Source organism: Leifsonia sp. SIMBA_070 (genome assembly GCF_046534635.1).
Classification (GTDB): domain Bacteria; phylum Actinomycetota; class Actinomycetes; order Actinomycetales; family Microbacteriaceae; genus Leifsonia.
On the sequence record NZ_JAWRYK010000001.1, the window covers coordinates 2,688,370 to 2,712,803 of the forward strand.

30 protein-coding genes and 1 pseudogene are annotated in these 24,434 nt (G+C 70.8%); 23 read left to right on the plus strand and 8 right to left on the minus strand.

From position 1 onward, the window contains the following. Nucleotides 1-118 precede the first annotated feature (118 nt). Both SB754_RS12720 and SB754_RS12725 read left to right on the plus strand, forming a co-directional pair. Nucleotides 119-994, plus strand: coding sequence for a LysR family transcriptional regulator (locus SB754_RS12720; protein ID WP_410782671.1), 876 nt, complete (start codon nucleotides 119-121; stop codon nucleotides 992-994). A gap of 117 nt (nucleotides 995-1,111) precedes the next feature. Continuing rightward, nucleotides 1,112-1,597, plus strand: coding sequence for a DUF805 domain-containing protein (locus SB754_RS12725; RefSeq protein WP_410782672.1), 486 nt, complete (start codon nucleotides 1,112-1,114; stop codon nucleotides 1,595-1,597). Nucleotides 1,598-1,613: 16 nt separating this feature from the next. Here SB754_RS12725 and SB754_RS12730 read toward each other — a convergent pair whose 3' ends face one another. Further along, on the minus strand, nucleotides 1,614-2,096 hold the full coding sequence (locus tag SB754_RS12730) for a hypothetical protein (protein ID WP_410782673.1): 483 nt from the start codon (nucleotides 2,094-2,096) through the stop codon (nucleotides 1,614-1,616). An 87-nt stretch (nucleotides 2,097-2,183) separates the two neighbouring features. On the opposite strand from SB754_RS12730, the gene SB754_RS12735 reads away from it, so the two are divergent. Further along, complete coding sequence (locus tag SB754_RS12735) at nucleotides 2,184-2,534, plus strand: DUF2200 domain-containing protein (RefSeq protein WP_410782674.1); 351 nt, start codon at nucleotides 2,184-2,186, stop codon at nucleotides 2,532-2,534. Between the two features lie 3 nt (nucleotides 2,535-2,537). Here SB754_RS12735 and SB754_RS12740 read toward each other — a convergent pair whose 3' ends face one another. Further along, nucleotides 2,538-2,804, minus strand: a complete 267-nt coding sequence (locus SB754_RS12740; protein ID WP_410782675.1) for a hypothetical protein — start codon at nucleotides 2,802-2,804, stop codon at nucleotides 2,538-2,540. A 142-nt stretch (nucleotides 2,805-2,946) separates the two neighbouring features. Between SB754_RS12740 and SB754_RS12745 the strand changes: the two genes are divergently transcribed. Together SB754_RS12745 and SB754_RS12750 are read left to right on the plus strand one after the other, a co-directional pair. Then, the gene (locus SB754_RS12745) at nucleotides 2,947-4,131 is read left to right on the plus strand and encodes a toxic anion resistance protein (RefSeq protein WP_410782676.1); all 1,185 of its coding nucleotides are present in this window, start codon (nucleotides 2,947-2,949) and stop codon (nucleotides 4,129-4,131) included. Between the two features lie 31 nt (nucleotides 4,132-4,162). Next, nucleotides 4,163-4,336 (plus strand): hypothetical protein, encoded by a 174-nt coding sequence (locus SB754_RS12750; protein ID WP_410782677.1) that lies wholly within the window; start codon nucleotides 4,163-4,165, stop codon nucleotides 4,334-4,336. A 7-nt stretch (nucleotides 4,337-4,343) separates the two neighbouring features. Here SB754_RS12750 and SB754_RS12755 read toward each other — a convergent pair whose 3' ends face one another. From SB754_RS12755 to SB754_RS12765, 3 genes are all read right to left on the minus strand, one after another. Continuing rightward, nucleotides 4,344-5,009, minus strand: coding sequence for a class I SAM-dependent methyltransferase (locus SB754_RS12755; protein ID WP_410782678.1), 666 nt, complete (start codon nucleotides 5,007-5,009; stop codon nucleotides 4,344-4,346). A 271-nt stretch (nucleotides 5,010-5,280) separates the two neighbouring features. Next, nucleotides 5,281-6,288 carry an alpha/beta fold hydrolase gene (locus SB754_RS12760; protein ID WP_410782679.1) on the minus strand — a complete coding sequence of 336 codons (1,008 nt, stop codon included), beginning with the start codon at nucleotides 6,286-6,288 and terminating at the stop codon, nucleotides 5,281-5,283. Nucleotides 6,289-6,370: 82 nt separating this feature from the next. Further along, on the minus strand, nucleotides 6,371-7,438 hold the full coding sequence (locus SB754_RS12765) for an NAD(P)H-dependent flavin oxidoreductase (RefSeq protein WP_410782680.1): 1,068 nt from the start codon (nucleotides 7,436-7,438) through the stop codon (nucleotides 6,371-6,373). 79 nt (nucleotides 7,439-7,517) lie between these two features. Here SB754_RS12765 and SB754_RS12770 point away from each other — a divergent pair, with 79 nt between their 5' ends. Continuing rightward, nucleotides 7,518-7,727 carry a hypothetical protein gene (locus SB754_RS12770; RefSeq protein ID WP_410782681.1) on the plus strand — a complete coding sequence of 70 codons (210 nt, stop codon included), beginning with the start codon at nucleotides 7,518-7,520 and terminating at the stop codon, nucleotides 7,725-7,727. Between the two features lie 44 nt (nucleotides 7,728-7,771). On the opposite strand, the gene SB754_RS12775 is transcribed toward SB754_RS12770, so the two are convergent. Further along, complete coding sequence (locus SB754_RS12775) at nucleotides 7,772-8,635, minus strand: helix-turn-helix transcriptional regulator (protein ID WP_410782682.1); 864 nt, start codon at nucleotides 8,633-8,635, stop codon at nucleotides 7,772-7,774. A 101-nt stretch (nucleotides 8,636-8,736) separates the two neighbouring features. Here SB754_RS12775 and SB754_RS12780 point away from each other — a divergent pair, with 101 nt between their 5' ends. After that, a complete protein-coding gene (locus tag SB754_RS12780; RefSeq protein WP_410782683.1) occupies nucleotides 8,737-9,420 on the plus strand; it encodes an SDR family NAD(P)-dependent oxidoreductase in 684 nt (227 codons plus the stop codon). Nucleotide 9,421: 1 nt separating this feature from the next. On the opposite strand, the gene cls is transcribed toward SB754_RS12780, so the two are convergent. Next, nucleotides 9,422-10,891 (minus strand): cardiolipin synthase, encoded by a 1,470-nt coding sequence (cls, locus tag SB754_RS12785; RefSeq protein WP_410782684.1) that lies wholly within the window; start codon nucleotides 10,889-10,891, stop codon nucleotides 9,422-9,424. A gap of 187 nt (nucleotides 10,892-11,078) precedes the next feature. Between cls and SB754_RS12790 the strand changes: the two genes are divergently transcribed. The 6 genes from SB754_RS12790 (at nucleotide 11,079) to SB754_RS12815 (ending at nucleotide 16,442) form a co-directional block, all read left to right on the plus strand. Next, nucleotides 11,079-12,197 (plus strand): hypothetical protein, encoded by a 1,119-nt coding sequence (locus SB754_RS12790; RefSeq protein ID WP_410782685.1) that lies wholly within the window; start codon nucleotides 11,079-11,081, stop codon nucleotides 12,195-12,197. Nucleotides 12,198-12,313: 116 nt separating this feature from the next. Further along, a complete protein-coding gene (locus SB754_RS12795) occupies nucleotides 12,314-13,456 on the plus strand; it encodes a glutathione-independent formaldehyde dehydrogenase (protein ID WP_410782686.1) in 1,143 nt (380 codons plus the stop codon). A 177-nt stretch (nucleotides 13,457-13,633) separates the two neighbouring features. Continuing rightward, nucleotides 13,634-14,545: an ABC transporter ATP-binding protein gene (locus SB754_RS12800; protein ID WP_410782687.1), complete on the plus strand. Its 912-nt coding sequence runs from the start codon at nucleotides 13,634-13,636 to the stop codon at nucleotides 14,543-14,545. Next, a complete protein-coding gene (locus tag SB754_RS12805; RefSeq protein WP_410782688.1) occupies nucleotides 14,542-15,363 on the plus strand; it encodes an ABC transporter permease in 822 nt (273 codons plus the stop codon). The genes SB754_RS12800 and SB754_RS12805 overlap by 4 nt, the downstream gene beginning before the upstream one ends. Before the next feature lie 49 nt (nucleotides 15,364-15,412). Next, the gene (locus SB754_RS12810) at nucleotides 15,413-15,793 is read left to right on the plus strand and encodes a hypothetical protein (protein ID WP_410782689.1); all 381 of its coding nucleotides are present in this window, start codon (nucleotides 15,413-15,415) and stop codon (nucleotides 15,791-15,793) included. A 211-nt stretch (nucleotides 15,794-16,004) separates the two neighbouring features. After that, entirely contained in the window at nucleotides 16,005-16,442 is a 438-nt protein-coding gene (locus tag SB754_RS12815) for a VOC family protein (protein ID WP_410782690.1), read from the plus strand. Nucleotides 16,443-16,448: 6 nt separating this feature from the next. Here SB754_RS12815 and SB754_RS12820 read toward each other — a convergent pair. Then, nucleotides 16,449-16,640, minus strand: a pseudogene (locus SB754_RS12820) (DUF4287 domain-containing protein); the annotation flags it as partial. A 25-nt stretch (nucleotides 16,641-16,665) separates the two neighbouring features. Between SB754_RS12820 and SB754_RS12825 the strand changes: the two are divergent. The 10 genes from SB754_RS12825 to SB754_RS12870 all read left to right on the plus strand — a co-directional run bounded on the left by SB754_RS12825 (nucleotide 16,666) and on the right by SB754_RS12870 (nucleotide 24,335). Then, a complete protein-coding gene (locus SB754_RS12825) occupies nucleotides 16,666-16,836 on the plus strand; it encodes a TetR/AcrR family transcriptional regulator C-terminal domain-containing protein (RefSeq protein WP_410783321.1) in 171 nt (56 codons plus the stop codon). Nucleotides 16,837-16,884: 48 nt separating this feature from the next. Beyond that, on the plus strand, nucleotides 16,885-17,349 hold the full coding sequence (locus SB754_RS12830; RefSeq protein ID WP_410782691.1) for a GNAT family N-acetyltransferase: 465 nt from the start codon (nucleotides 16,885-16,887) through the stop codon (nucleotides 17,347-17,349). A 51-nt stretch (nucleotides 17,350-17,400) separates the two neighbouring features. Next, nucleotides 17,401-17,985: a cyclodeaminase/cyclohydrolase family protein gene (locus SB754_RS12835; protein ID WP_410782692.1), complete on the plus strand. Its 585-nt coding sequence runs from the start codon at nucleotides 17,401-17,403 to the stop codon at nucleotides 17,983-17,985. Beyond that, nucleotides 17,982-18,911: a bifunctional methylenetetrahydrofolate dehydrogenase/methenyltetrahydrofolate cyclohydrolase gene (locus SB754_RS12840; protein ID WP_410782693.1), complete on the plus strand. Its 930-nt coding sequence runs from the start codon at nucleotides 17,982-17,984 to the stop codon at nucleotides 18,909-18,911. The genes SB754_RS12835 and SB754_RS12840 overlap by 4 nt, the downstream gene beginning before the upstream one ends. Beyond that, the gene (locus SB754_RS12845) at nucleotides 18,911-19,324 is read left to right on the plus strand and encodes a hypothetical protein (RefSeq protein WP_410782694.1); all 414 of its coding nucleotides are present in this window, start codon (nucleotides 18,911-18,913) and stop codon (nucleotides 19,322-19,324) included. Before SB754_RS12840 ends, SB754_RS12845 begins: the two co-directional genes overlap by 1 nt. Before the next feature lie 145 nt (nucleotides 19,325-19,469). After that, a complete protein-coding gene (locus tag SB754_RS12850) occupies nucleotides 19,470-20,147 on the plus strand; it encodes a flavin reductase family protein (RefSeq protein WP_410782695.1) in 678 nt (225 codons plus the stop codon). Nucleotides 20,148-20,207: 60 nt separating this feature from the next. Next, complete coding sequence (locus SB754_RS12855) at nucleotides 20,208-20,855, plus strand: DedA family protein (RefSeq protein WP_410782696.1); 648 nt, start codon at nucleotides 20,208-20,210, stop codon at nucleotides 20,853-20,855. Continuing rightward, complete coding sequence (locus SB754_RS12860; protein WP_410782697.1) at nucleotides 20,852-22,099, plus strand: sensor histidine kinase; 1,248 nt, start codon at nucleotides 20,852-20,854, stop codon at nucleotides 22,097-22,099. Before SB754_RS12855 ends, SB754_RS12860 begins: the two co-directional genes overlap by 4 nt. Beyond that, nucleotides 22,096-22,767, plus strand: a complete 672-nt coding sequence (locus tag SB754_RS12865; protein WP_410782698.1) for a response regulator — start codon at nucleotides 22,096-22,098, stop codon at nucleotides 22,765-22,767. Before SB754_RS12860 ends, SB754_RS12865 begins: the two co-directional genes overlap by 4 nt. A 119-nt stretch (nucleotides 22,768-22,886) precedes the next feature. Further along, the gene (locus tag SB754_RS12870; protein WP_410782699.1) at nucleotides 22,887-24,335 is read left to right on the plus strand and encodes an acyltransferase family protein; all 1,449 of its coding nucleotides are present in this window, start codon (nucleotides 22,887-22,889) and stop codon (nucleotides 24,333-24,335) included. Nucleotides 24,336-24,434: the final 99 nt, after the last annotated feature.

Sequence of the window (24,434 nt, forward strand, 5' to 3'; positions counted from 1 at the left end):
GGGAAGCCGAGAGACGGGACTGTTTCTCGTGTGTGAACGTACAGAAAACTCGTTCAGGGGTAGACCGCTCATTTGAGCACCGATCGGGGGCGCCAGCGGATGCGCCATGATGAGAGGCATGCGGATCGACGAGATCGCCCAGTTCCGGGCCCTGGCCGCGGAAGGGCATCCCGCCCTCGCCGCGGAGACGCTCGGGGTCTCGCAGTCGACCCTCACCCGCTCGCTCGCCAAGCTGGAGCAGGAGATGGGTGTCGAGCTCTTCGACCGCCGCCGCGGGCACCTCGAACTCAACCAGTACGGCGAGATCCTGCTCGCCCACGCCGTGCGCGCGGAGTCGGAGCTGGAGAACGCCCGCGCGCGGATCGAGGCACTGCGCGACCCCTCGGGCGGGACGGTCTCACTCGCGTACGTGTCCTCCTTCGGCGGGTGGCTCATCCCGCGCGTGATCAGCGAGTACCGCGGGCTGTTCCCGGACATCCGCTTCGTGCTGCAGGGCGGGACCGCGGACACCGTGCTGGATGCCCTGCGCGACGGCGCGGCCGACCTCGCGTTCCTCAGCCCCGACCCCCGCGACGCGGACATCGAGTGGAAGCCGCTCACCGCCGAGCGGCTCGTGCTGGGTGCGCCGGAGGGGCATCCCCTCGCCGGACGTCAGGCCGTGAGCGTTCCGGACCTGGAGCCGTACGACATCGTCGCCCTGCGCACCGGCTCCGGCCTCCGCCACATCGCGGACGCGTACTTCTCGTCGCATGGCGTCGTGATGAGCCCGGTGATCGAGGTCACCGAGCTCTCCACGCTGCGCGGCCTGGTGCGCGACGGGGTGGGCGTGGCGCTCATCCCCGACAACCCGGCGGAACCGGGCATCGTGCCGGTGCCCCTCCGCGACGAGGCGACGCGGATCATCGGCCTCGCGCGCAACCGCAGCCGTTCGCAGTCGGCCGCGGCCGAGCAGTTCGCCCGTTTCGTGCACGAGGAGCTCGACTCGCTGCAATGACCCCCGTGCGGGGCGGTGGATGACACGCCGCGTCACGAGCAACCCACAGGGGCCTCACATGCGCCAGACTGTGCCCGCTCCACCTCACTACAACACGTGTCTTGGAAAGGACTCCTCGTGACGTCTCCGCAGTACCCGACCGCCCCGCCTGCCGCCCCGGCCGGCGAGACCCCGCTGTGGGCCCCCCTGTACGGCGCCTCCCTCGGCCAGGCGGTCCAGCGCTATTTCAAGAAGTACGCCGACTTCACCGGCCGTGCCAGCCGGAGCGAGTACTGGTGGTGGGCCCTCGTCTACACCGTGGTCGTCATCGTGCTCGAGGTGCTCGCGCTCACCCTCGGCAGTGTCGGCGCCACCGTGAACGACGACGGCACGACCTCCGCCGGTCCGCTGTTCTGGCTGCCGGCTCTGCTCATCATCGTCTGGTCGCTGGGCACGATCGTCCCGCAGCTGGCACTGATCTGGCGCCGTCTGCACGACGCGAACCTGGCGGGGCCGTTCTTCTTCCTCGGCTTCATCCCGTTCGTCGGCAGCATCATCGTGCTCGTCCTGACGATCCTCCCCTCGAAGCCCGAGGGCTCCCGCTTCGACCGTCCCCGCGCCTAGCGGGGACAGGGCCGGCTCAGCACGAGTCGGCCCACAGCCGGCGCGGCCGCTCGGGGTCGGTGTCGTCCAGCAGGACGGACGCCACCTCGCGCGGCGCGCCGAGCGGGTCCTTCTGGCCGGTCGTCACGAACGACCAGTCCGGGCTCCGCTCCGGGTCGTGCTCGACCCACACCGAGAAGTTCCAGAAGCCGCGGAACGCCGGCCCGAGAAGGCCGGGACCGTCGACGACGAGCACCGCGTCTCTCGTGCGGAACGGCGCGACGATGTCCTCCCGGAACACGGCGGGATCGGCTCCCGCGTCGAGAGCCGTGCGCTCCGCCTCCTGACCGGCATCGCGCAGGGCGTCCGCGAGACGATCCGCCGCCCTGGCCGGGTCGGCCGCCGGTACGCCGGTCACCGCTATGAAACGCGGTCCACGCCTGTAGTGCTGCAGGAACTCCGCCGCCACCCCCGCATAGAACTCGCGCTTCGACGCCTCCACACGCTGCGTGTCTGTCATCACGTGCCCCTTCCGCCTCCACTCGTCTGAACGCTACGCGTGACGCGACCATTCCGGCAGCGCCGGAGCGACGGTACCGTGGTCTCCATGGCACAGGAGCGACTCTTCGGCATGAGCTTCGCCCGCGTCTACCCGCTGTACGTGGCCAAGGCGGAGCGCAAGAACCGGCCCAAGGAGGATGTGGACCAGGTGATCACGTGGCTCACCGGCTACGACCGGGCGGGCCTCGACACCGCCGTGTCGCGGAACATCGACCTGGAGACCTTCTTCGCGGAGGCTCCGCGGCTCAACCCGAACGCCTCCCTGATCACCGGCGTCATCTGCGGCGTGCGGGTCGAGGAGATCGACGACCCGCTGATGCAGAAGATCCGCTACCTCGACAAGCTGGTCGACGAGGTGGCGCGCGGCAAGAAGATGTCGTCGATCCTGCGCGGCTGACCGTCAGTCGTCCGGCGTGAGCACCTGCTCCACCGTCGACGCGTCGCGCACGGTGCCCGGCACCGTCTTCTCGTACAGGTACGCGGCCGCCTCCGGCCAGGAGCTGGCGTCGGCCAGGCGGAACACATCCACCGCCTGCACCCCCTCGAACGTGGTCGACGCGTGCAGCAGCACGGCCGGCCGGGCGGAGACGACCGGGAGAAGGATGCTGACGGGCTCCCGCGTCTCATCGGGGAAGAGCAGGAGGGCGAGGAAAGTGGGCTGGTCCATCCCGCCCCCAACCGTCGTGGTGCCTGACGCTGGCATGATGCACCCGCCCGGGATGCCGCGGCAATGATCCATCTGCGCACATCGGCGCGCAGGTTCATCTCCACTCTTGGCGAATCCCAGGCTGAGGGAGCACAATCCCGGCATGAGCGACGATGCCACCTCCCCGACCGACGAGACCCTCCGGCCTCCCGATGCCGTGCCCGAGCTTCCGCAGGAGCAGGCGGTCGGCATGGTCAACGTCTCCTCCGAGCGAGAGGAGGAGCTGACGGCGCGCGCCCGCGAGTGGATCGCCGACCTTGCCGCCGCTGAGCCGGATGGCGACGCCTTCCGCCGCAAGATCACCGGGTTCTCCAGCCTCGGCGTCGCCGAGATGCGCGAATCCGGCGACGCCTCCCGCCGGATGCTGAGCCGCCCGGCGTCGTCGCTCGCCGCGGCACGAGGCAAGGCGGTGCGGTCCGACCCGCAGTACGGCGTCATCCGGACCCTGCAGGAGTTGCGGGCGACGGTCACCGATTTCGACCCGCAGCACCTCACCGGCCGGTACCGGATGCTGGCGCGCGTTCCGGGAGGCCGGAGGCTGCGCCAGTACGCGCAGCGGTTCGAGTCGGCGCAGAAGCAGCTCGACGGGATCGTCGGCGCGCTCGACCACGGCCAGGAGTGGCTGCGTCGTGACAACGGCGAGATCGAGGAGGAGCGCGCGGCGCTCTGGAAGACGACGGAACGGCTCAACGAGTATGTGGTGCTGGCCGGCGCCCTCGACCGCGCAACGGTCGAGAAGGCGGCGGAGCTCCGCACCACCGACCCCCTGCGGGCCGAGCGGCTGGAGAAGGAGGCCCTGTTCCCCATCCGGCAGCGCCGCCAGGACCTGACCGCGCAGATCGCCGTCTCTGTGCAGGCGTACCTCGCCCTCGATGTGATCAAGAAGAACAACGTGGAGCTCATCAAGGGCGTCGAGCGGGCGAAAACCACGACGGTGTCCGCCCTGCGCACGGCCGTGGTGGTCGCCCAGGCGCTGGAGAACCAGCGGCTCGTCATCGACCAGCTCGGCGCGCTGCACGACAGCACGAACGCCCTGATCGACCGCACCGGCGCGGTGCTCCGCAGCCAGACCGAGCAGATCCAGAAGGAGCAGACGTCATCGGCGGTCGACGTCGAGGTGCTGCAGCGCGCGTTCGACAACGTCTTCGCGACGATGGACAGCATCGACACCTACCGGGATGGCGCCGTCCAGAGCATGGCCAAGACGGTGGATGCGCTGGAGCAGCAGGTCGCGCGGTCGCGGGAGTACCTCCGGCGGTCGCGACCGGAAGGAACCCGGCGGCCGTAGCCACCATCATCCGAGAAGAGTCGAGGACACCATGGACCACTTGAAGGGCACCGCCGCCGAGCGCCTTGCGCAGCTCGACGCCATCACGGAGAGCGGGGACGCGTCGCCGGAGTGGTTGACGCACCAGTTGCGCACGACCCTCCAGGAGCTCGCCGAGGTCGAGCCCGTCGCGGACGCCGAACAGGACAGGCGCGAGGACTACTGACCGCCTCTCAGACCCGCGCGACCCCGGCGATCTGGGGGTTGAAGGGCAGGAAGGGCGTGTGCAAGCGGTAGTGCTCGACCTCGACGCTGCCGAAACCCGCGGCGCGCACCGCGCCCTCCAGGTCGCGCTCGCACGAGCACCCTTCGAACGTCCACGACCACGGCCGGCGCAGCGCCCGCTGCGCCGCGCGCGTCGGCGTGCCGTCCTGCGCGACGACGTGCTCCACGAAGCGGAAGGTGCCGCCTGGGCGGAGGATGCGGCGGATCTCGGCGAGCACGGCCTCCGGGTCGTGCACCGAGCAGAGCACGAGGGACGAGATGACCGTCCCGACGCTGCCGTCCGGGAGGCCCGTCTGCTCGGCCCCGGCCGGTCGGAGGTCGAGGTGGACGCGGCGCCGGGCAGCCGCCGCGCGCAGGCGGTCGTGCATGTACGGGTTCGGCTCGATCGCCACCAGGGTACTGCCCTCCGCGAGGTACGGGAGGTTGGCGCCGACGCCCGGGCCGATCTCGACCACGTCGTCCGTCAGCCCGGCGTACACGCGCTGCTTGTGCGGCCGCAGCGCGGACTCCAGGTACGGGCCCATCGCGTGGAAGAACGCGGCGTTGAAGGGTCCCCTCCCGCCGTGCGGGCGGAACGCGGGTACCGCTGATTCGCGCGTGCTGCTCTCGGTCATGCTGTCTCTCCTGTCCGGGCCCATCTCGGTGGCCGACCCCACCACTCTGTGCGACGTGCGGACGCGGGTCAGGCGTGGAACCACCCCACTCCGCGCCGGCCCGATTCGTGACGAATCCGGCGAAATAGGCGCGGTGAGCCCCGATTCGTGACGAATCCGGGGAAAGGGAGCGAGCCCGATTCGTGACGAATGTGGCGAAATAGGCGCCGTGAGCCCCGATTCGTGACGAATGTGGACGAGCGGGCACCGGGCGCCGGGCGCCGGGCACCGTTCAGGTGCGGGCCGCGTACCAGGCGGCGATCTGGGCACGGGACCGGAAGCCGAGGCGCAGGAGGATGCGCTCGACGTGGCCCTCCGCCGATCGTTCGTCGATGCCGAGCCGCGCGGCGATCTCCCGGTTGGTGCATCCCTCGCCGATGAGCGCGGCGACCTCGAGCTGCCGCGCGGTCAGCGTCCCGGCGGCGGTGCGGGCGATCGGGAGGCCGAGGAAGCGGCGGATGGTCGTCACCAGTCCCACGCTGTCGCCCGCCCACGGCAGGTGAGAGCGCCCGGGAAGGACGACCAGCCGCGCACCGGGGATGCCCGAGGCCAGCGCCTCGGCCTGTGCGAGCGGTGCTGCACGGTCTTCGGCGCGGTGCACGACGAGCGTCGGTGCGGCCACCCGGCTCAGCAGCGGGCGCATGTCGAGGCGGTAGCTGAGCTCCAGCAGCGCCCGCGCGGTGGCGGGGCTGGACGCCTCGCGCTGGTAGCGGCCGAAGGCGGCGCGGGCGGCCGAGGGGGCGTCGGGGGCGAAGATGTCGGTGAGCACGTCCGATCCGAGGCCCCAGTGGGACTCCACCAGCGGCAGGAGGTGGTCCCTGGCGCTCGGCGGGGACACCTCCGCTCCCGTCGCCCATCCGCCGTAGAGGACGAGGCGCCGGACGGTTGCGGGATGCGCGGCCGCCCATGCGACGGCGGTGAGCGCTCCGAGCGACGTGCCGATCAGGTCGAACGGTTCGGGCAGGCCGGCGACAACGGCCGCCAGTTGCTCCAGCTCGTACTCCTGCGAGGGCGGCCGAGGGGTGGGCGCCGAGAGGCCGGAACCCGCCCGGTCATAGCGCACCAGGCGGCAGCCCTGCGCGAGGCCCTCCAGCCAGGCGCGCTCCTCCGGCAGGTCCCACCCGCGCTCCAGGTGGCTGAGCCAGCCCGAGACGTACACCAGCGGGCGGCCGTCGCCGACCGTGGCGACGGCCAGCTGCGAGCCGTCTGCGGTCGTGACCCCGGTGATGCGCTGCTGCACGGGTCCATTGTGTCCGCCGGCGGCCGCGGCGGCACGGGCCAGCGCCGCACCCGCCCGGCGTGGCGCGTCGCGTCGTGGCGCGTCAGGAGCGTGGCGTCGGCAGGCCCGCCGCCAGCTCGGCGAAGACGTCCGCCGCGTCGTCGAAGCGGGACAGTCCGGCCGCCTGGCCCATCCAGAGGGAGAGCAGTTCCGGCATCCCCTGCTCGGCGGCCCGGCGGCGGAACACCCCGGTCAGGATGTTCTGCAGCGGGAAAGATGCGGAGCCTCCCCGCTCCTCGATGGCCCGCACCGCGTGATTCGGGAGGCCGCGGGCGGCACGACCGCTCATCGCCCGGGTGAGGACGGTGTCGTGGGCGTCGGCGGTGCGGATGCGATCGCGGTGCACGGCCGGCGCGGCCGACTGCCGCGTCGCGAGGAAAGCCGAGCCGACCTGGACGCCGGCGGCGCCCAGCGCGAACGCGGCCGCCACCCCCCTCCGGTCGGCGATGCCGCCTGCCGCGATCACCGGCACGCTTACCGCGTCCACGATCTGCGGGATGAGCGCCATGCTGCCGACGAGGCCGGCCTCCGGTGCGGCCAGGAACGACGGCCGGTGCCCGGCGGCCTCCGAGCCGGACGCGACGATCGCATCCACGCCGCCCGCTTCGAGCGCCCGCGCCTCCGGAACGGTGGTCGCCGCGCCGATCACGTGGATGCCTCGCTGGTGCGCCTGCTCGACGAGCTCCGCAGGCGGCACGCCGAAGATGACGCTGAGCACCGCCGGCCGGGCCGCCAGCACGGCCTCCAACTGTTCGTCGAAGGGTGGGAGGGGCGCGACCGGCCACTCTGGAGGCTGCGCTCCCGCCTCGGCGAAGAGCGGGGCGAGAGCATCGAGGGCGCGGTCGAACTCGGCGCGGTCGAAGCCGTCGCGCGGCGAGCGTTCCCCCGGCCCCTGGAACGGGAGCCACAGATTGAGGGCGAACGGGCGCACGGTTCGCGCCCGGAGCTCCTCCGCAACCGCTGCGATGCGGTCGCCGCCGAGCCCGTACAGCCCGAACGACCCGAGCCCGCCCGCCTCGCTCACGGTCGCGGTCAGGTCGACCGAGGACAGGCCCCCGAAGGGCCCCAGCACGATCGGCGCGTCGATTCCCAGCAGGCTGCTCAGCTCCATGGCCCGATTGTAGGCAGCGGTCACCCTGCGTGTGTCATAATAGTTAGGGTACTAACCAATTTATGGATCCGAGGACACGATGGCCGGCCGCTTCTGGCGCTTCTACGAACGGGCGAACGCGGTCGTGCGCACGTTCACCGGACCGGCACAGCTGGGCGCCGGCCACCCGGAAGAACCGGATGTCCGCCGCGCGGACGCAGCGTGCCCGCTCTGCGGCAAGCCGCTCGACCAGCACCGCATCGAGCGCTCCACGGATTCGCGCACCTCAACGCGCATCCACTGTCCGTAAGCGCCCCCGTTCGTCACCAACGCCGCTGCGCGCCCGGGCGCGCGTTACGACGGGCGTCGCACGCTCGCCTCGAACTGCCTGCTGCCGGTGACGCGGAGGAGGTCCAGCTTCTCATCGTCGACGCTGCCGGGGACGGCCGTGTAGACGACGATCCGCAGGTCGCCTCCCGGCACGCTCAGCACGTCGCAGTCGACCGTGATCTCGCCGACCGGCGTTCCGGTGAGCGTCTTCCGGCTGGCGCGGTGCTCTGCGACCCTGGCGACCGCCCAGCGCTCGGCGAACTCCGGCGACTCCGCGCGAAGGCGGCCGATGAGGTGGGCGAGCGACGGATCGTCGGGGTACCGGCCGTACGCGGCCCGCAGGTCGGCGACGAGGTCGCTCGAGAACTCCTCCGCGTGAACCGCGTCGAAGAGCACGCCCGACGACTCACCCGCCGGCCCGCCCATGAAGTGCCGCCAGACCAGGTTGCGCTCGATGCCCGTGTACCGCGCGGGATCTCCGGTCAGCGCCGTCCAGAGCGGATTCCAGAGGACGATGTCCCAGACGCCGGTGAAGACCGCGAGCGGGACATCCCCGATCCTGTCGAGCAGGCGCTGCACCCCTGGCGTGATGTGGCGCGGCACGACGCGCGCGGACGGCGGCATCGCTCCGGCCACCCGGTACAGGTGGTCGCGCTCCTCGTCGGTGAGTCGGAGCGCGCGCGCCAGCGCGCCGAGCAGCTGCGGGGACGGATTCGTCGCCCGGCCCTGCTCCAGCCGCACGATGTAGTCGACGCTCACCCCGGCGAGCGCCGCCAGCTCCTCCCGGCGGAGGCCGGGCGTGCGACGGCCGGCGCCCTCGGGGAGGCCCGCCTCTGCCGGGCGCACGCGATCCCGCCAGGCGCGCAGGGCCACCGCGAACTCGTCCATCCCGGAAGTCTAGGTCGGGATCCGGCGACCAGGGTGGTACTGCCGGTCCCACCGTCGGCCGAGGCCTGGGGAGGCGGGAGGCTGCAGCCGAGGATGGGTGCATGACCACAACACTCATCACAGGAGCCAACCGGAGTCTCGGCCTGGAGACCGCCCGACGGCTCGTCGACGCCGGCCATACCGTCTACGCCGGGATGCGCGACACCGCCTCCGGGGACGCGGCGCGCGCTGTCGGCGCCGTTCCCGTCCAACTCGACGTCACCGACCAGGACAGCGTCGATGCGGCCATCCGCTCCCTTCCCGCACTGGACGTCCTCGTCAACAACGCGGGCATCCTCGGCTCGTCGCGCGCCGGCCTCGACGACCTGAACTCCGCAGCGATGCTCGAGACGCTCGACACCAACGTCCTCGGCGTCGTACGGGTGACCCAGGCCGCGCTCCCGCTGCTGCGCGCCTCCGATCATCCGGTCATCGTGAACGTCGCGTCGGGTGTCGGCTTCCCGCGCTGGCTCTCCACCGAAGGGCACGACGAGTTCTTCGTGCGAGGAGTGCCCTACGCGGCCTCCAAGGCGGCGGTGATCGCCCTGACCGTGCAGTACGCCAAGAACCTGCCCGAATTCCGCATCAACGCGAGCGACCCCGGCTACACCGCCACGGACTTCAACGGGCACTCCGGGCACCAGACCGTGACGGAAGGGACCGATGCGACGGTCCGGCTGGCGACCGTCGCGCCGGACGGCCCCACCGGCGAGTTCTGGAACCGGGACGGACGCATCGAGTACTGACCTACTGCAGTGCGGAGGTGAGCCGCGCGACGCCGTCCAGGAAGGTGGCGGAGCGCGGCTCCCTGTTCCACTCCTCCAGGGTCAGCTGACGGCCGGCGTCCCGGTACCCCTGCTCCACCGCCCGCATCTGATCGACGAAGGAGGCTCCGCGCACCAGGATGGTCACCTCCGAGTTGAGGGCGAACGAGCGGATGTCCATGTTGCTCGACCCGATCACCGCGACGTCGTCGTCGATCGACAGGTGCTTGGAGTGCAGGATGAACGGCGCCGGATACAGCCAGATCTCAACGCCCGCCCGCAGGAGGCTGGCATAGTACGAGCGCTGCGCGTGCCAGACCGAGCCCTGGTCGCCGATCTCGGAGACGAACAGCTGCACGTCCAGGCCGCGCTGGCACGCCGAGGTGATGGCGTAGACCATCGCCTCGTCGGGGACGAAGTACGGGCTCGTGATGATCACCCGGTGCTGGGCTGAGGTCACCAGGGTGAGGAACTGGCGGAGGTTGTTCTCGCCCTCGAATCCCGGCCCGCTCGGGACCACCTGGCAGACGAGATCCCCGGCCGTCGGCGGCGGCGCGACGCCCGGTCCTGCACCGATCTCCTCCTCACCCAGCAGCTCGCCCTTCTCGAGATACCAGTCGGAGAGGAACACGACATTGATCGCGGACACGATCGGACCCGTGACACGAGTCATGAGCTCCTGCCACTGCAGACCGCGCTTGATGTTCTTCGGCGAGTTGTAGCTGCGGTCGATCAGGTTCTGGGAGCCCATGAAGCCGACCACGCCATCGACGACGAGCAGCTTGCGGTGGTTGCGGAGGTCGGGCCGCTGGTACTCGCCCTTCAGTGGCCGGACCGGCAGCATGTAGCTCCAGCTCACCCCGATCCGGTCGAGCTCCGCGAACGTCTCCTCGTGCTTCGCCACGCGGCGGGATGCGACGTAGTCGGCGAGCAGCCGCACCGTCACCCCCCGCTGCACCGCCCGCTCCATCGCGGCGAAGAACCCCGCGGTGGTCACGTCGAACGAGACGATGTAGAACTCGGCGTGCACATACCTCGTCGCCGTGTCGATCGACGCCGCCATGGCGTCGATCGAGGTCGTGTAGTCGCCGATCAGCTCTGCTGCGTTCCCTCCGAGAGCAGGAAGCGCCCCGAGGTGCTGGTTCTGCCGTGTGAGCGACGCGAACCAGTCCGGCCAGGTCGCCCTCTCGGGCTGGTCCGGCAACCCGGACGCGCGCGCCGCGATGAGCTGGTCGAGACGGTCCTGCTTGGCCCGCCGGGCGGGCGGGAGCTTCGGGTTGCCGATCAGCAGGAACAGCAGCACCCCGATGAACGGGATGAGGAAGATCGCGAGCAACCACGCCATCGCGGCCGTCGGCTTGCGGTCCCGGGGCACGATGATGAGCGCCGCGATCCGGATCGCGAGGTCGGCGAGCACGAGGATGCCGCCGATGAGAGGGAACTGGTCGTTCACGGCGACACCGTAGCAACGCGGCATGCCTCGGTATAAGGCCGCATTGGCAGGACGGTGCCACACGGAGCGGAGGCCGTCACCCGCCACTGGCTGCAAGCCGGGTAGGCCCGCGCCGGCGCTCCGACGTCTACGCTGAGCGCGTCAACGCCGACGTCCGATGCCGGCGCCCGAGGATCGGAGCGCGATCATGGGATGGAGAATCAAGAACCTCACGACCAGTACGGCGGGTGCGCCGCACGCCGTCTACCAGCCGACCGCGTGGCTGTTCGCCCAGTTCACCCGGCACGTCGTCTTCCAGGGGTTCACCTCGACGGCAGGAGGCGACGGCCAGCTCTACGAGCTGTACTGCAGCGACAGCGACGACTGGAACGTCAAGAACCTCGTCTCGGAAGCCGACGGCGCACCCGCGGCCACCAACGCCAACGGCTATATCTGGGCGCACCAGGGCTCGCAGCACGTGGTCTACCAGGGGTCGCGGTTCGACGGGCACGTCCACGAGCTCTGGTACACCGAGGACGACGGCTGGAACTCGAACGACCTGACCGGCGCCGCCCACGCTCCGCTGACGCTGTCGCAGCCGTACGGGTACGAGACCTACTACGACGGAACGCAGCGCGTCGTCTATCACGCTCGCGGCGGCACGCACATCCATGAGCTGAGGAACTCCGGAAACGGCTGGCACGACACCGACCTCACGGCCGCGACCGGGGCGCCGGGCTGCGCAGCGGACTCCGCCCCCACCGGCTACTCGTTCGAGGACCAGCGGACGGCCCACGTCCTCGACCGGACGGAGACCGGCCACATCATCGAGTTCTGGGCGGACGCAGGAGGCTGGCACTGGGGCGACCTCACGGCCACCACCGGCGCACCGGTCGCGAGCGACGCGGAGACCATCTCCGGGTACGTGTTCCGCGGACAGGGCACTCAGCACGTCGACTACGTCGGCGGCGACGGACACGTGCACGAGCTGTGGTGGCAGGCCGACGGCTGGCGGCACGTGGACCTCACCGTCGCTGCTGCGGCCGCAGTGCCCTTCCCGACCTCCAGCGTGGTGGGCTACGCGTTCGAGTCCGGACTCTTCCAGCCCGTCGCCACTCAGCACGTGCTCTACGCCGGGGCCGACAACCAGGTCCACGAGCTGTGGTGGAGCCAGGGGGCCTGGCACGTGAACGACATCGGCTCCAGACTCGGCGCGCCGCCGATCGTCGGCCACCCGGCCGCGTTCGTCGAGGTGGACCACGGTTGGCAGAACGTGTTCTACCTCAGCGACGCGCACGAGATCATCGAGCTGCGCTGGACCCCCTGACGCTCGCCCGCTACGCCGCCGCAGGCGCCGGTCAAGGGGCGGTGACGCCTCCCCGGCGGGCGTAGCGTCCCGGGCGTCCGGGGCACCCCGGCTCCCGGACCGAGAGAGGAGCCACCATGAAAGCCGTCGTGTACAAGGGTCCGCGCGAAGTCGCCGTCGAGAACGTGGACGACCCCCGGATCGAGCACCCGCTGGACGCCATCATCCGGATCACCACCAGCAACATCTGCGGCTCGGACCTGCACCCGTACGAGGGCAGGGCGCCGATGGACGAGGGGATGGTGTTCGGGCACGAGAACATGGGCGTCGTCGTGGAGGTCGGTTCCGGGCTGAACCGCATCTCGGTGGGCGACCGCGTCTCCGTCCCCTTCAACATCGCCTGCGGGACCTGCCGCAACTGCAACCGCGGATACACGTCAGCCTGTCTCCGGGCGAACCCGTCCGGCAACCCCGGCGCCGGCTACGGCTACCCGAAGATGGGCCCCTACTGGGGCGGTCAGGCTGAGTTCCTCCGCGTTCCCTGGGCCGACTTCAACCTCCTGAAACTGCCGGAGGGCAACGAGTGGGAGACCGACTTCACGATGCTGTCGGACATCTTCCCGACCGGGTACCACGGCGTGGAGATGTCGGGGCTCCGCCCCGGCGAGACGATCGCGATCTTCGGGGCCGGTCCCGTCGGCCTGATGGCCGCGCACAGCGCGGTGCTGCGCGGAGCCTCACAGGTGTTCGTGGCCGACAAGGAGCCGGACCGCCTCGCACTCGCCGAATCCTACGGCGCCACGCCCGTCTCGATCGCCGACGGCGACCCGGTGCAGGCGATCGTCGACGCCACCGACGGCTTCGGCGTGGACAGGGGTGTGGAGGCCGTCGGCTTCCAGGCGCACGACGCGACCGGGCAGGAGCATCCCGAGCTCGCCCTCGACAACCTGGTGAGCGTGGTGCGCGCGACGGGCGGGATCGGCATCGTCGGGGTGTACGTCCCGGAGGACCCCGGGGCGGCCGACGAGCGTGCCAAGCAGGGTCGGGTCTCGTGGGACTTCGGCGCAGCATGGGAGAAGGGCATCGCCTTCGGCACCGGTCAGTGCCCGGTCAAGAGGTACAACATCGAGCTCCGCGATCTGATCATCCGCGGCACGGCGCACCCCGGCGCGATCGTGTCGCACGAACTGCCGCTCGACCAGGCGCCCGACGCCTTCGCCCACTTCGACGCCCGCGACGACGGCTGGACGAAGGTGCTCCTCCACCCCGAAGCCGCCTGATCGGGTTCGGCTCGCGAGGAGGGCGCGACACAGCAGGCCGCGTTTTTCGGGCATCCGCGTCATAAAGCCGGTGGTGACACCGTCCAGTACCTATGTGGGGCGTCACGCCCGTCGGGGCACTCCCGATCGTGCACGCCCCGCCGCCGCCCTCCCGGGCGCGCTGACGAAAGGTACAGCTTGATAGAACTGATCGCCCTGAAAAAGCAATACGGCGACAAGGTCGTCGTCAACGGCGTCACGTCGACGATTCAGCCGGGCAGGGTCACCGGGTTCCTCGGCCCGAACGGTGCGGGCAAGTCGACGACGATGCGCATGATCATGGGGTTCGACTCCCCGACCGACGGGCGCGCACTCGTCAATGGTCGCCGGTACTCGGAATCCCGAGCGCCCCTGACGGAGGTGGGCGCCCTCCTCGACGCGAAGGCGGTGCACCCGGGCCGGACGGCCAGGGAGCACCTGTTGTCCGTCGCGGCGACCCACCGGATCGGGAAGAGCCGCGTCGCCGAGGTCATCGAACTCACCGGCCTGGAGGCCGTCGCCGGCCGGCGCGTCGGCACCTTCTCGCTGGGGATGGGGCAGCGGCTCGGCATCGCGACCGCGTTGCTGGGCGATCCAGGGATCCTGATCCTGGACGAGCCCGTGAACGGCCTCGACCCGGACGGCGTGAGGTGGGTGCGCCAGCTGACCAGGAGGCTGGCGGATGAAGGACGAACGGTCTTCCTCTCGTCGCATCTGATGAGCGAAATGGCAGTGACCGCCGACCATCTGCTCATCATCGGCAGAGGCGAGGTCATCGCCGACGCTCCCATCTCCGACATCCTGGCGAAGGCCGGCACGTCGATGGTCCGCGTCCGGACGCCTCGGGCGCCGGAACTGGCCGGCCTGCTGGAGGGCCGCGCCACGGACGTGGAGACGGTACGCGGGGATGGGCTCCTCATCACCGGGCTGGAGGCGGAACAGATCGCCGATCTGGCCGCAGCGCAGGGCATCCCGCTCCACGAACTGACCACGGTCGAGACGTCGCTCGAAGACGCCTACACCGAACTCACCAGGAATCACGTCGAGTACCAGTCGGAGGTGAACCGATGACCAGCACAGCAGTCAGGTCCTACCCGGGACCGCGCACCCAGCACACCGTCAGCGCGGTCGGAGTGATCGCCTCCGAATGGATCAAACTGCGCAGCCTGCGCTCGAGCCGGTGGATGCTGGGCATGGTCCTCCTCGCGGGCCCGGCGATCACCGTCCCGCTCTGCGCCTTCATCGCGGTGTCGGGAGGCGCCGGCCAGGCCGTCGCCCTGATCTCCTCCATCTGGCTCGCGGTCGGACAGATCCTCGTCGCGGTCACCGGCGTCCTCAGCATGAGCAGCGAGTACGGCACCGGAGCCATCCGCTCCTCCCTTGCGGCGGTTCCGGCCCGGCTGCCCGTGCTGTGGAGCAAAGCGGTGATCCTGTTCACGATTTGCTTCGTACTGGGTGCTGTCGCATCCCTGCTCTCGAGGGCCGCCGCGGTGCTGGTGCTCTCCGCACGCGGCATCATCGAGGGCAGCCACTCGCCGGATCTGATCGGATCGGCACTCCTCTGTGCCTGCGGCAGCGGCCTCTACCTGGGACTCGTGGCGGTTTTCGCTCTCGGCGTCGGGACGATCGTCCGCGCCAGCGCAGGTTCGATCGTCCTGGTTCTGGCTGTCTTCTTCGTGCTGCCCCCGGTGGTCAGCATCGTGCAGTCGACGATGCGTATCGACTGGATGAGCCAGGTCGACGGCTACCTGCTCAGCAACGCGGGCAGCGGTCTCGCCAGCCCGACCGACCTCGATCCGACCTTCTGGCAGAACGGCGCCGTCGCGCTCTGCTGGGCGGTCGTGTCAGTGATCGCAGCAGCTCTCACCATGAGGTCCAGGGACACCTGACCGTCGCAAGAACTTCCCCTTCCCACCCCATAACAATAGGAAATCGAATATGAACATCTCCCACAGCAACAAGCTTCGCGTCGCCCTCGCGGCAGGCATCATCGCCATCTCGGCGGTCTCCCTCACTGCGTGCGTCTCGGTCAACACGGGCGAGGCGGCTCGCCAGTCCGCGAGCGTCAAGTCGGCGCCCTTCCCGCTTGCGGACGGGGAATTCGCGTACTCCAGGAGCGACGACAAGTCCGGTGAGGGTCAGATCAGATCCGGCTCGAACGGCCTGAAGAACCAGCGCGACCTCCTCGTGGCCGATGGGTACGACGTCACGGACAAGGCCGGCGCCTCCGACGGCCGGTTCACCGCGAAGAAGTCCGGGACCTCGGTCGACGTCTGGAAGGACGGCGAGACCATCCGCTACAGCTACACCACCGACTGACCGGAGGGCGACCGCCGTGCATCTCACGGCCGCCTGAGAACGCAAAGCGCCGGGGACCGACGGTCCCCGGCGCTTTTGCGCACCTCCCGCGCCGCGCCCGCACCCCCCCCACCGTCGAGTACACGAATTCTGCACGTTTCCGAGCGGAATCCGTGCAGAATTCGTGTACTCGACGGTGGGGATGAAGGCGCGGGGCGGTAGTGTGCGGCGCATGGGAATCAGGCTCGACAATGTAGGAATCGCCGTGCGAGATCTCGAGGAGGCGATCTCGTTCTTCACGGACCTCGGGCTCACGGTGATGGGACGCGACACGGTGAGCGGGGAGTGGGCGGACACCGCTGTCGGCCTCGACGGCAACCACGCCAGGATCGCCGTCCTCCAGACGCCGGACGGCCAGGGACGCCTCGAGTTCTTCGAGTACATCCACCCGGACGCGATCGAGACGTCGCCCACACTTCCGAACGAGATCGGAATGCACCGCGTCGCCTTCGCGGTCGACGATATCGACGAGTCGCTCGCGATCGCCGCCGCGCACGGCTACCACCCGCTGCGCGGGGTCGCCACCTATGAGGACGTCTACAAGCTCACGTACCTGCGCGGCCCCAGCGGGATCCTCGTGATGCTCGCCCAGGAGCTGCAGAGGGGCTGAGCAACGTCAGGCGGGCTTGGTCGCAACGCCGTCGAGCCAGAGGGTCTCGGACTCATCGCTGTGGACGCCGTCCGTTCCGACGTGCTTCGTGCTGATCGTCGGACCCTTCTGGATGACGTGGACCAGCGCCATCCCGTGACCGCGCCCGAGGCCGTAGTCGTCTGAGAGCCAGGTGAGGATCGCGCCCGCCTTCACTCCGCTCGACGAGCGCTCGCTTCTCCGCGTGCCGGACCCGCAGCTCGCCGCTCAGCAGTTCGCCGGGATGCTGTTGTGGATCCCCAGCAACCAGACCATGTTCGCGGGGGCGACCCGACCGGTTCGGCGCGGTGACCTGAAACCGCTGGTCGACGCGACCATCGACGCCTTCGTGCGGTCGTACTCCCCCGCCGGGTGACGCACCCACGACTCGTCGGCGACCACCGCGTTCGGAGATGATGGATGCATGTGGACAGTCACCCGTGAGTCGCCCCGCTCCGAGCAGAGCCTCGAGCTCATCGGCCGCCACCGCGCCTATTCGGCGGAGCACAGCGTCGATCCGGCCGACGACCATGTCCTCGATGTCTCGGATCTGGAGGCCGACTCCGTCGCCTTCTTCGGCCTGCGCGACCCCGACGGCGTTCTGCTCGCGATCGGGGCCGTCAAGCGTGTGTCCGCCGATCACGCCGAGCTGAAGTCCATGCACACGCGGGTCGAGGCGCGCGGCAGTGGGATCGGCCGCGAGATGCTGGCGCGGCTCCTCGACGAAGCCCGCGCCCTCGGCTTCACCCGCATCAGCCTGGAGACCGGCGTCCAGGAAGGTTTCGCTGCCGCACGACGCCTGTACGAGCGGGCGGGCTTCGCCGAGTGCCCGCCGTTCGGCGACTATGTCGCCTCACCGAACAGCGTCTTCTACACGCGTGAGCTCTGAACACCGCAACGGAACGGCAGTGATGTCGGAAGCCCGCTACTGTGGATTCGCGTGAGCGAGAGTTTGTGGGCGGCCCGTACGGACGACCTCCTGAGGAGGACCGCGTCCCCGGATCCGACCCCTGGGGGCGGCTCTGTCGCAGCCGTCGTCGGCGCGCTCGGCGTCGGTCTGATGCTCATGGCCGTGGCCATCACCGGCGAGGATGACGCACTCACGCAACACGAGAGGGTGCTGAGCTCCCTTCGGGAGCGGATCGTGCACGCCGCAGATCAGGACACCCGCGACTTCGAGGCCCTGATGGCCGCGTACCGGCTGCCTGGCCGCGACGACGCCGACCGCAACGCTCGCACTCAGGCGATCGAGGAGGCCAGCATCGCGGCGACCGAGAGCCCTCTCGCCCTGGTCGAAGCCCTCGCGGAGGCCCTGGCTGTCTCGCACGAACTGGAACCCCTCGTGAAGGCGAGCGTCGTCAGCGACGTCCTCGCCGGTCGCGACGTGGCCGCCGGCGCCGCCCGCGCGGCCATCCGCACCGCCGACATCAACCTGCGGGAGCTGGACCGTCTCTCCTCCCCCGCCGCTCCCGGCCTGCGAGCACGCCGGGACGAACTCGCGAACTCCGTGGAGGCTGCAGCGTGACCGCCACCGTACTGAACCCGTCGCCGATCGCGAAGGCCTACCTGGACAAGGTCCGTAAGGACGTCACCGCCCTCGTCGAGAAGGGCCGGCGGCGTCCGCGCATCCTGGGCCTGCTCGGGCAGGAGGACGGCCCGGCGGCGACGTACGCCCGGTACGCCCAGCGCGGATGCGAGGCGGCCGGCATCGAGCTCGACGTCGAGCACGTGCAGGCGCACGAGGTCGAGGCGCGCATCGCCGCTGCGAACATCGACCCGGAGGTCGACGGGATCTTCCTCTACTACCCGCTGATGGACCGCGCCAACGATCGCTGGCTGCGCGAACTCGTCGACCCGCGCAAGGACGTGGAGGGCATGCACTCGTTCTGGGCCCGCCTGCTCTACGAGAACCACCGCCATGTGGATGCCGGTCACGAGCTGCGCGCCATCCTCCCCTGCACTCCGCTGGCCATCCTCAAGCTCCTGCAGCACGCCGGCCTGCCGACCCATCGCGTCGGGGACGAGCCGCCGCTCGCCGGGATCACCGCGTGCGTCATCAACCGCAGCGAGCTCGTCGGCCGGCCGCTCGCGGCGATGCTCGCGAACGACGGCGCCCGCGTGCACTCGCTCGACGTGGATGGGGCGATCACTTTCGAGCCGGCGATCGGCCGCAGGACGTTCGACGTCACCGACTCCGGCATCGACCGCGCCGGCGCGCTCGCGAGCGCCGACATCGTCATCTCCGCCGTACCGTCGCGGGACTTCGAGCTCATCCGCGGCGACGAGATCCGCGAGGGCGCGATCTGCGTCGACGTGGCCGAGTTCACCAACTTCGACCAGTCGGTCCTGGAGCGGGCCAGCGTCTTCGTTCCCCGGGTCGGGCCGCTGACCGTTGCAATGGCCGCGCGCAACCTGCCGCGACTGCTGAGGCTCCGCTCCGAGCGGGCCTGATGGGCGCCGGCCGGCACCGCGGCGCCGTCATTGCGGCTGCCGTCGTCGTCGGCTTCGCCGGGTGCGTCGTGCTGGCGTACGCCCTCCTCAATCCTGCCCCGCGGGGTCCGGTGCCCGGCAGATACGCCGCCATGTCGACCGTCGCGCACGCGTACGTGGAGGCCGCGGAGCATCAGGACTGCGGGCTGACCCGCGCCTTGACGACGTCGAACACGCAAGCCTGGTGCGACGATCCGCGACTCCTCTCGTACAAGCTGGTCGCCAGGACCGGCGACGACGGCGAGTGCATGTCGTACATGCTGACCGTCTCGGCGAGCAGCGACGGCTCGATGGACGGCGGAACAAAGCCGTGGTCGTTCTGCTTCCGTCAGACGAAGGCCGGCTGGCGGCTGTGGGATCAGGGACAGGGGTAGAGCCCTCCACGCCGGCGGCCATCCAGCGGGGCTCAACGTCGTGCCGCCAGCAGCACGGTCCGAAAACCGCCAGTGGAGCGGGGAGCAGAACGGGCAGGCTGAAGCGAGATAACAGTCCGGCCTCCCGCACCGAAGGACCTCATCCGTGGAAAGCTCGCACGTCACGATCGACCCCGCCATCCTCTACTTCGGCACCCCGGTCGCACTGATCAGCACGGTCGACGTCGAGGGGCGGCCGAATCTGGCGCCCATATCCTCCGTCTTCTGGCTGGGACATCGGGCCGTCCTCGGTGTCGCCGCGCGGTCCCAGACCGGCCTCAACCTGGCCGCGACGCGGGAGTGCGTGATCAACCTCCCCGACGCAGCCCTCGCCGGAGCGGTCGACCGTCTGGCCCTGACGACAGGACGGAACCCCGTCTCGGAACGGAAGGCGCAGGTGGGCTACCGCCACGTCGGCGACAAGTTCGCGCACGCCGGCCTCACTCCCCTGCCCTCGGACACCGTCGAGCCGTTCCGGGTCGCCGAGTGCCCGGTGAACATGGAGGGTGCCGTCACGCGCATCCACGAGCTCGAGAGCGACGACCCGGAGCGCGCCGGCGGCATCGTCCTCGCCGAGGTGGCGGTGAGCCGGGTCCACGTCCATCCCGAACTGCGGATGCCCGGCACGGAGAACCGCGTCGACCCCACCCGGTGGCGGCCGCTCATGATGTCGTTCCAGCGGTACTTCACGATCGGGCCGGAACTGCATCCCTCGCGCTTGGCCACCATCCGGGAGGAGTGGTACCGGCCGCGCTCGGCCGCCGCAGAGATACCACCCCGGTAGGGGGCGTACGGTACGACAGGGCGATGTGCGACCGGGTCGTGAATCCGTAGCGTCGGCGGCATGGATGCAGTGAACGAGTTCATCGCGCAGGCCGCGGCCTCGCCCTGGGTGTACCTGGTGGTGTTCGCGGTGGTGCTGGTGGACGCCTTCTTCCCGCCCGTGCCGAGCGAGTCGATCGTCATCGGCGCGGCGGCCGCGAGCGTCGCGGTGGGCGTTCCGAACCTCCCCCTCGTGCTGGCGTGCGCGGCGGCGGGCGCCGTCGTCGGGGACAATCTGACCTTCACCATCGGGCGGGCGGTCGGGTTCGAGCGGTTCCGCATCCTCAAGCGACCGAGACTGCGCCGTGCGATCGAGCGGGCGCGCGCCGGGATGCGCAGCCGGGCCGGGATGCTGGTGCTCTCCGCCCGGTACGTGCCGGTCGGGCGCGTGGCCGTCAACCTGGTGGCCGGCGCCTCGGGGCTCTCCCGTCGGCGGTTCCTGCTGCTCTCGGTGATCGCCGGGGCGTCGTGGGCGATCACCTCCGTTACTGTGGGAGTGCTCGCCGGGCACCTGCTGCACGGCAACGCCGTCCTCGGCATCGTGATCGGGATCGCGCTGGGCCTCGCGCTCGGAGCGGTCGTGGATGCCGTGCTCCGGATGGCGTCCCGGCGCCGCGAGATGGTCCTCGCACCGGCTGCAGCGAGCACGGGGGAAGGAGAGGTCCGATGACCGCCGCAGCACTCACCGGCACCCGGTGGACGGACAGGATGGTCGTCCTCTGGGGGATCACCGCCGTGGCGACTGTCGCACTGTTCGCGGTCTCCTGGGCGCTCGGCTCCGCTCTCTACGGCGTGCCCGTCCCGGTGGCCCTGCTGTTCGCCCTGGTTCAGTCGGGCGCTCTACTGCTGACCCTGGCGGCACCTCGTGCGGGCGCCGCAGCGGCGGTCGCCGGGGCGGTCGGTTTCGCGGCCGTGTCGTCGCCGGCCTCCGGTGCTCCGTGGCCGTTCGCCGTCCCCTCCATGATTGCGTTCGCGTTCGCCGTGGCCCTGGCGGTCGCACGCTCCAGCTGGATCGTCGGCTTCGTGGCCTGGGTCGCCGCTGTCGGAGGGGGCATCATCGTGGCCATCCTGACGCTGCGACCTCCGCAGAGCACCGGCGCGGTGACCGCCGACGTGATCGTGTTCGCCGCGCTCTCCGCGGCCGCCCTGCTCGGCGGCGTGCTGGCGACGCGCTGGCAGGATGTGCGGCGCCAGCTCGTGCGGGAACGCCAGCTGACGGCTGCGGAGCAGGCACTGCGGGAGGTGGCCGAGGAGCGGACCCGGATCGCCCGCGAACTTCATGACGTCGTCGCGCACGGCATGTCGGCCATCCAGGTGCAGGCGTCGAGCGCACGCTACCGGATGCCCGACCTTCCCGCGGATGCCGCGGCCGAGTTCGACGAGCTGGCCGCGACCGCGCGGGCGGCGATGGGCGAGATGCGGAGCCTGCTCGGGGTGCTCCGGGGCGGCGAGGCGGCGGAGACCGCTCCTCAGCCGGGTATCGGCGACGTGAGCCGGCTCATCGACGCCGCACGACGGCGCGGCGAGGTGACGTTCGCCGACGACCTCGGCGAGGACGACGGGATGGCCGCCGACCGGCTGCTCGGTCTGGCCGTCTACCGCATCGTGCAGGAGTCGCTGAGCAACATCGCACGCCATGCGACCGGAGCGCCGTCGCGAGTGCGGCTCGCCCGCCTCGATGGGGCCGACGGCGCGGACGGTGCGACCCTGATCATCGAGGTGGTGAACGACCGCGCCGCCGGACGGCCCGCCTCAGCCCCCGCCCCCGCATCCGGCGGTCACGGCATCCCGGGCATGCGCGAGCGTGCAGAGCTCCTCGGCGGTTCGCTGGAGGCCGGGCCGCGCCCCGACGGCGGTTTCACAGTGCTGGCCCGCCTCCCCCTCCAGCGCACCGGAAGGGACCGTGCCGAGTGAGCATCACCGTGCTGGTGGCCGACGATCAGGCGATGGTGCGCGCGGGTTTCGCGGCCATCCTGCAGGCGCAGGACGACATCGACGTGCTGGGTCAGGCCTCCGACGGCGAGGAGGCGATCGCGCTGGCCCGGCGGCTGCGGCCGGACGTCGTGCTGATGGATGTGCGCATGCCGGTCATGAACGGCATCGACGCCACGCGCGAACTGGTGCATCCGCGCCGCGGTGAGCCGCACCGGCCGCTGGTGCTGATGCTGACCACATTCGACGCCGACGAGTACGTGTACGACGCGCTCCAGGCCGGCGCCAGCGGCTTCCTGCTGAAGGACGCACCGCCCGACGACCTCGTGCACGCCGTTCGGGTGATCGCGGCCGGCGAGGCGCTCCTCGCGCCCCGGGTGACCAAGCGGCTGCTCGAACGGTTCGCGACGCAGCGGCCCGGCGTGAACCGCCAGGAGGCGCGACTCGCCGGCCTGACCGAGCGGGAGCGCGAGATCCTCGTCCTCGTCGGGCGCGGCCGCTCGAACGCCGAGATCGCGGCGGACCTCTTCATCGCCGAGCAGACCGTGAAGACGCATGTCAGCAGGATCTTCACCAAGCTCGGCCTCCGCGACCGCGTTCAGGCGGTGATCCTCGCCTTCGACGCGGGGCTGGTCGCGCCCTCCTCCTGACCGCGTCCACCCCTACTCGAGTAGGGGTGGAGTTTGGTTCCACGGGGTGACGTAGCCCGCGAGGGCTCGTTGGGACGCTTCCCGTGTCGGTCCGCCGGACCGCACGGAAGGAGTCCCGGATGTCCCTCGCCCGCCCGATCGCCCGACCTGAGCCTCCCGCTCCCGCCGCGCGGCCGTCCTCGTCCGCCGCCCTCAGCCACCGCGACTCCGCCGTCGACCTCGTCCGGGCGGCCTGCCTGGTGGTCGTCGTCCTGCTGCACGGACTGATGGTCGGTGTCAGTGCCGGCCCCTCCGGACTGGTGCTCGAGAACGCGCTGGACCGCTGGTCCGGCCTGGCCGCCCTCACCTGGGTCGCACAGGTCATGCCGTTGTTCTTCGTGCTCGGCGGGTTCTCCGGCTACGGGCAATGGATGCGGCTCCGCGAGGGAGGCGTCGGCTATGGCGGCTACCTCCGCCTGCGGGTGCAACGTCTGCTGGCGCCCGCCGCCGCAGCGGTCGCGGCGACTGCGGTGCTCCTGGCGGCGCTGAGCCTGGCCGGTGTACCGGCGGAGGTCGTGGCCGTCGCGGGCTACCGTGCGAGCCAACCGCTGTGGTTCCTCGCCGTCTACCTGCTGTGTGCGGCGGCCCTGCCCCCGCTGGTCGCAGCGCACCGCCGGGCGCCGGTGATCACGGTGGTGGCGCTCGGCGGCGCGGTCGCCGCCGTCGATGCTCTCCGCGGCGCGACGGGAGTCGGCGCCCTCGGATTCGCGAACCTCGCCTTCGTCTGGCTGCTGGTGCAGCAGCTCGGGTTCTGGATCGCGTCGGGCGACCGCCTGCCCGCGGGCCGCCGTGGACGGCTCCTCGTGGCCGGAGCGGCGCTCTCGACGCTGCTGATCGCGTGCGCCTCCGGCGTCTACTCGTTCGACCTGTACGCCGACCTCAACCCGCCCAACGGCGCTCTTGTGCTCCTCGGCGTCGCGCAGGCCGCCCTGTTCCTGGCCGCCCGCGATCGTCTTCGCGCCGTCGCCGCGCGTCGTCCGGTGGCGGCAGTGACGGGATGGATCGGCGCGCGGGCGATGACCATCTACGCGTGGCACATGTCGGCTCTGCTGGCGCTGGCCGGCCTCCTGATCGCCACCGGTGCACCGCTCCCCGAGCCGCTGAGCGGTGCCTGGTGGGCGACCCGTCCGCTCTGGCTGCTCGCGGTGGTCGCCGGAGTCGCCGCTGTTGCGACAGTGGCGTCACGGGTGGAGACCTCCCCCGCGAGCGCAGGGCGCGCTTCGAGCGTCCCCGAGGGGGGCATCCCTGGGTACCGCGCACTCCTGGCAGCCGCCGCAGGGGCCGCCGGTGTCGTCCTCATCCTGCTCGCCGGCGCAACCCTCGCCGGTTGGGTCGGCGGCCTGGCGCTCATGCTCGGCGCGCTCAGGATCGCGCGGTCGCACACCGACGCCCGGACGACTCATGGAGGCGCTCCGCTGAGCGCCTCCATGAGTCGTCCTTCCTCGGACGCGAGCTGGCATACAGGGCCCGACGACGGCGCCCGATCAGCGCCACGATCCCGCCCAGCAGCGCCAGCGCGATCGCGATGATCGTCGGCACCGCCACATCCATCCCGGTGTGAGCGAGCTCAGAGCCCGACGGATCGGAGGGGATCGGCGCCACCGAAACCGCCTGCGGCGTCGCCGACG